The sequence below is a fragment of the Streptomyces sp. NPDC004561 genome, from assembly GCF_053602155.1.
Genome location: NZ_JBSGDB010000618.1, coordinates 1 through 4,495 on the forward strand (window position 1 = coordinate 1; position 4,495 = coordinate 4,495).

Consider the following 4,495-nt stretch of genomic DNA (forward strand, 5'->3'; position numbering starts at 1 on the left):
CGGGTGGCTGAGACAAGTAGTTCGCTCAGCGAAAGTGTTGCTGTAATAGTTAGGCTCTCGAAGTTATATGATGGAGCGAGCAACCAGGACATCCGGCACGGCGGAATCCGCGCGCCTGGCCGGGCGCGGCGGAACCTCCGCGCCCGGCCAGCCGGACCCGCCGCACCCGGCAAGTGGCCTCACGCATTACCCCGTAATTGGCCACCGCCGAGACCCCGTCCGCTCCCTACTGTCGACCCGTCAACAAGGAACCGCCAGTGACCGGCACGGGCGGCCGAAGCCCGGAAACGAAGGACCACACACCCATGGAAAGCCCCCGCCCCCACTCGGACACCCGATCCCTCAGCGTCGGCGTCGACGCGCGCGTGTGGGAGCGTGTGCCCGGCTACGTCCTCGGCCTGATCGCCGTACCGGACGTCGGCGTCGTCGCGGACGCCCCCCAGGTGGCGGACCGGCTCACCGCCGCCGAGGACGCCCTGCACAGCGCCGGCCTTTCCAAGGCCGACGTCTCCGCCCTGCCCTCCGTCTCGGCCTGGCGGGACGCCTACCGGGAGATGGGCGTGCATCCCAACCGGTTCCCCTGCGCCGCAGAGTCGATCCTGCGCAGGGTCGCCAGGGGAGACCGGCTGCCGCGCATCAACTCCCTGGTGGACCTGTGCAACGCGGTGTCCCTGGAGAGCCGGCTGCCCGTGGCCTCCTGCGACGTGGGCGGCATCGAGGCCGAGCTGACCGTGCGGCCCGCCGTCGGCAGCGAGGTCTACCTGCCGCTCGGCGCACCCGACGCCCCCGAGCACCCCGAGCCCGGCGAGGTCGTCTACGCCGACGACCAGGGCCGCGCCCACTCGCGCCGCTGGAACTGGCGCCAGGGCGACCTGGTCAAGTCCGACCTCGGACGGCGCCGGCTCCTGCTCACCGTCGAATCGGTGCACGAGGGCGGCCGGGCCGAGGTGGAGCGGACGCTCGGACAGCTCACGGGGGCGCTCACCGGCCTCGGCGCCGCCCCGCAACCGCCGCGGATCCTCGACGGCGCCACCTCCCGGGTGGAGCTGTTCGGCACGCTGTCGGCCGCGCCGGTCCGCTGAACCTGGCCCCACTCATGGATGAGGAGCAGGACATGAACCGTTCGATCCTGGTGATCTACCGGCCGGCCGCCGGGCGCTACACCGCCCAGTTCCGCAGCATCGTGGCCGCCGCCGACGACCTCGGCGTGGCCACCGTGGTGCTGCTGCCCACCGGGTGGCAGGCGCCCGAGGCCGGGGGCCTGGCGCAGTACCACGCCGACCTGGACGACGTGGCGGCCGTGCGTGCCGCCGTCGACGGGATCGTCGCCCGGCACCGTATCGAGCGCATCTTCCCGCTGTTCGAGGGCGATGTGCTGCCCGCCGGCCGCGCCCGGCGCGACCACGGCATCCCCGGCCTCACCCCGGACCAGGCGCTCAACTTCCGCGACAAGAACGTGATGCACCGCCGGGCCGAGGAACTGGGCGTGCGGGTCGCAAGGTCCTGCCGCCCGGACACCATCGGCGCGGTCATGGAGTTCGCCCAGGATGTGGGCTACCCGATCGTCGTCAAGCCGTACGCGGGCTGGGCCTGCGGCCGCACCTACCGGGTGGACGGCCCCGCCGAACTGCGGGGCGTCTGGCAGGAGATGGGCGACGACCGGCACGAGTACCGGGTCGAGGAGTTCATCCGCGGCAAGGAGTACCACGTCGACTCGCTCTTCAAGGAGGGTGAAGCGGTCTTCGCGCAGCTCTCCCGTTACACCTACTCCGTACTGGAGTACCGCAACGAGCCCGGCGACACCATCTCCCGCAAGTACGACCTGTCGGTGGGGGAGCAGCGCATCCTGGACCTCAACACGGTGGTGCTGCGCGGCTTCGGCCTCGACACCGGCGTGGTGCACGCCGAGTTCTTCCTGCTGGACGACGGCGACGTGGTGTTCGGGGAGGCGGGGGCGCGGGCCGGCGGCGGCTCCATCGTCCCGGCGATCGAGGCCGGACGCGGGATCAATCTCGCGGGGGAGTGGTGCCGGCTGGAGCTCGACCCGGCACACCGCACCGAGGCCCGGCCGGGCCCCGAGATCGGCACCGAGTACCTCACCTCCGGCCGGTACGGCCACATCACCGCCATCACCACCCCGGCCGAACTCGTGGAGCTGGACGGGGTCCTGGAGGCCGACGTGTGGAAGCAGGTCGGCGACGTCCTGGCCCCGCCGACCGCCTCCAACGACGTCCTGGGCTGGTACGTCTGCGAGGGCACCGACTTCGAGGACATCCGGGCCCGCTTCAAGGCGGTGCGGGACGCCTTCCGCGTGGAGACGGAGGCCGCCGAGGTCACCGGCGGCACGGCCGAGTCCGTCGCCGCGACGGCGGGCGGGTAGGCCCAGCGATGACGTGGCTGACCCGGTTGAGGGCACTCCCGCTCGCGCTGCGGGTGCTGTTCCTCGCCTCCTTCATCAACCGCGCGGGCATGTTCGTCTTCCCGCTGCTCGCCGTCTACCTGGTGCGCGGCAGGGACCTCAGCCCCGGCGAGGCCGGCCTGCTGATCTCCGTCGGCAGCACCGGCCTGCTCGCGGGCAGCCTGCTGAGCGGGCTCCTGCGCGACCGGCGTACGGCCCTGCTCACCGCGCTGCTGCTGAACGCCGGCGGCTATCTCGGCCTCGCCGTGCTGGACTGGCCGCCGTGGACGTACGCCGGACTGCTGTTCGTCGCCCTGGTCGGCATGGGCATGTTCGGGCCGGCGTCCAACACGCTGGTAGCCGACCTGACCGAGCCCGATCAGCGGCCCTTCGCCTACACGGTGAGCTACATCGGCAACAACCTCGGCATGGGCATCGGCCCGCTGCTCGGAGGCCTCGCGGCGGCGTACTCCTACCACGTCATGTTCGCGGGCGACATCATCGCCGGCCTGGTGTGCGCCGCGATGATCGCCCTGTGGGTGTCGTCCGAGCGGCGTGACCGGGTCAAGGGCCGCAAGGACAAGGCGCGTTCGGGTCCGCTCGGCCACCGCCACGTCCTGCTCCTGGTGCTGGTGTCCTTCTTCTACGTGGTGCCGCTGACCGGCCTCGAGTACGCGCTGCCGCTCGCCGTCACGACGGTCCTGCACGAGTCGGCGGGACTGGTCGGCGTCGTCTACACCGTAAACAGCGTCGTCGTGGTCGGCCTCGGGCTCGCCGTGGAGAAGTGCATGCAGGGCCAGGGCACCAAACTGCTGCTGCTCATCAGCGGAGCGCTGTGGGCCGCGGGCCTCGCCGTCATCGTCGTAGGCTTCTCCCTGCCGGCGATCCTGCTGTCCACGGTGATCTGGACGCTCGGCGAGATCATCGCCTCGGTGGTCGTGCCCACGTACATCGCCGACCACGTCGACGAGCGCAGGGTCGGCAGCTTCATGGCGCTGAACGGCTTCGTCCTCGGGCTGGCCCGGCTCGCGGTGCCCGCGGGCCTCGGCGCCCTGTGGACCGCCCAGGGCCACCGGCCCGTCTTCCTCGCCCTGCTCGCCGCACCCCTCGTCGGCATGGCCGCCTACGCCGTGCTGCGGACCCGGCCCACGGCCCCTGCCCGCCCGCCGGAGCCCGCCCCGGCCCCGGTCGGCACCTAGTGCCGCGACCGGCGTCCTGCCGGACCGACCGCCCCCCGGACCACCTACCACCCGGATCCACTGGGCGCGACCCGAACCGCCGACCACCCCGACCGACCGCCACCAGGGCCCTCCGGACCAACCGGACCATGTGGACCACCGACCTCTCGTACACCCCGGCGCGGATCTACTTCAAGAACGAGGGCGTCAGCCCGGCCGGCAGCCACAAGCCCAACACGGCCATCCCGCAGGCCCATTACAACAAGCAGGCCGGCGTGGCCCGCCTGACCACGGAGACCGGCGCCGGGCAGTGGGGCAGCTCCCTGTCCCTCGCCTGCCGGTACTTCGGCCTCGTCTGCGAGGTCTACATGGTCAAGGTCAGCTACCAGCAGAAGCCCTACCGCCGCGGCCTGATGGAGACCTACGGCGCCACCATCACCGCCAGCCCCAGCGAGCTGACCCAGGCCGGCCGGGACGCGCTCGCCGCCGACCCCGACTCGCCGGGCAGCCTGGGCCTCGCCGTCTCGGAGGCGGTGGAGGCCGCGGTGACCAGCGGCGGCACCGCGAAGTACGCGCTCGGCTCGGTGCTCAACCACGTGCTGATGCACCAGACGATCATCGGCCAGGAGGCGCAGCTGCAGATGGAGCCGGCCGAGGACCACCCGGACATCACGGGCGCACCGCGAAGGCGCACTTCGACTGCACGGTGCCGTACGCGCAGCGCGACCGCTTCCGCCGGCCCCTCTTCACGGACCCGAGGCGGCACCGGACGCCGCCGCACCGCCCGTGAGGCTCAGCTCCGCCCCCGCGCCTCGCGCACCGCGGTGGCCAGCAGGGCGACGCCCTCGGTGATGCGGGCCGTGGGCAGCGCGGCGTAGCCCACCAGGAACGTCGGCTCGGCCGGCGGGTCCAGGACGAA

The 4,495-nt window shown here is 72.3% G+C and carries 4 protein-coding genes; all 4 read left to right on the forward strand.

Annotation, left to right across the window (positions count from 1 at the left end; genetic code table 11):
* Positions 1 to 305 precede the first annotated feature (305 nt).
* The 4 genes from ACWEN3_RS42105 (at position 306) to ACWEN3_RS42120 (ending at position 4,454) form a co-directional block, all read left to right on the forward strand.
* Positions 306 to 1,082: a B3/B4 domain-containing protein gene (locus tag ACWEN3_RS42105; RefSeq protein WP_452982728.1), complete on the forward strand. Its 777-nt coding sequence runs from the start codon at positions 306 to 308 to the stop codon at positions 1,080 to 1,082.
* 32 nt (positions 1,083 to 1,114) lie between these two features.
* On the forward strand, positions 1,115 to 2,380 hold the full coding sequence (locus ACWEN3_RS42110; protein ID WP_452982731.1) for an ATP-grasp domain-containing protein: 1,266 nt from the start codon (positions 1,115 to 1,117) through the stop codon (positions 2,378 to 2,380).
* An 8-nt stretch (positions 2,381 to 2,388) separates the two neighbouring features.
* The gene (locus tag ACWEN3_RS42115) at positions 2,389 to 3,597 is read left to right on the forward strand and encodes an MFS transporter (RefSeq protein ID WP_452982734.1); all 1,209 of its coding nucleotides are present in this window, start codon (positions 2,389 to 2,391) and stop codon (positions 3,595 to 3,597) included.
* Between the two features lie 128 nt (positions 3,598 to 3,725).
* Positions 3,726 to 4,454: a pyridoxal-phosphate dependent enzyme gene (locus ACWEN3_RS42120; protein WP_452982737.1), complete on the forward strand. Its 729-nt coding sequence runs from the start codon at positions 3,726 to 3,728 to the stop codon at positions 4,452 to 4,454.
* Positions 4,455 to 4,495 lie beyond the last annotated feature (41 nt).

Bases quoted from the DNA above. Each gene is read 5' to 3' on its own strand.
- ACWEN3_RS42105 (WP_452982728.1), top strand. From the start codon at position 306: ATGGAAAGCCCCCGCCCCCACTCGGACACCCGATCCCTCAGCGTCGGC.
- ACWEN3_RS42115 (WP_452982734.1), top strand. From the start codon at position 2,389: ATGACGTGGCTGACCCGGTTGAGGGCACTCCCGCTCGCGCTGCGGGTG.
- ACWEN3_RS42110 (WP_452982731.1), top strand. From the start codon at position 1,115: ATGAACCGTTCGATCCTGGTGATCTACCGGCCGGCCGCCGGGCGCTAC.
- ACWEN3_RS42120 (WP_452982737.1), top strand. From the start codon at position 3,726: ATGTGGACCACCGACCTCTCGTACACCCCGGCGCGGATCTACTTCAAG.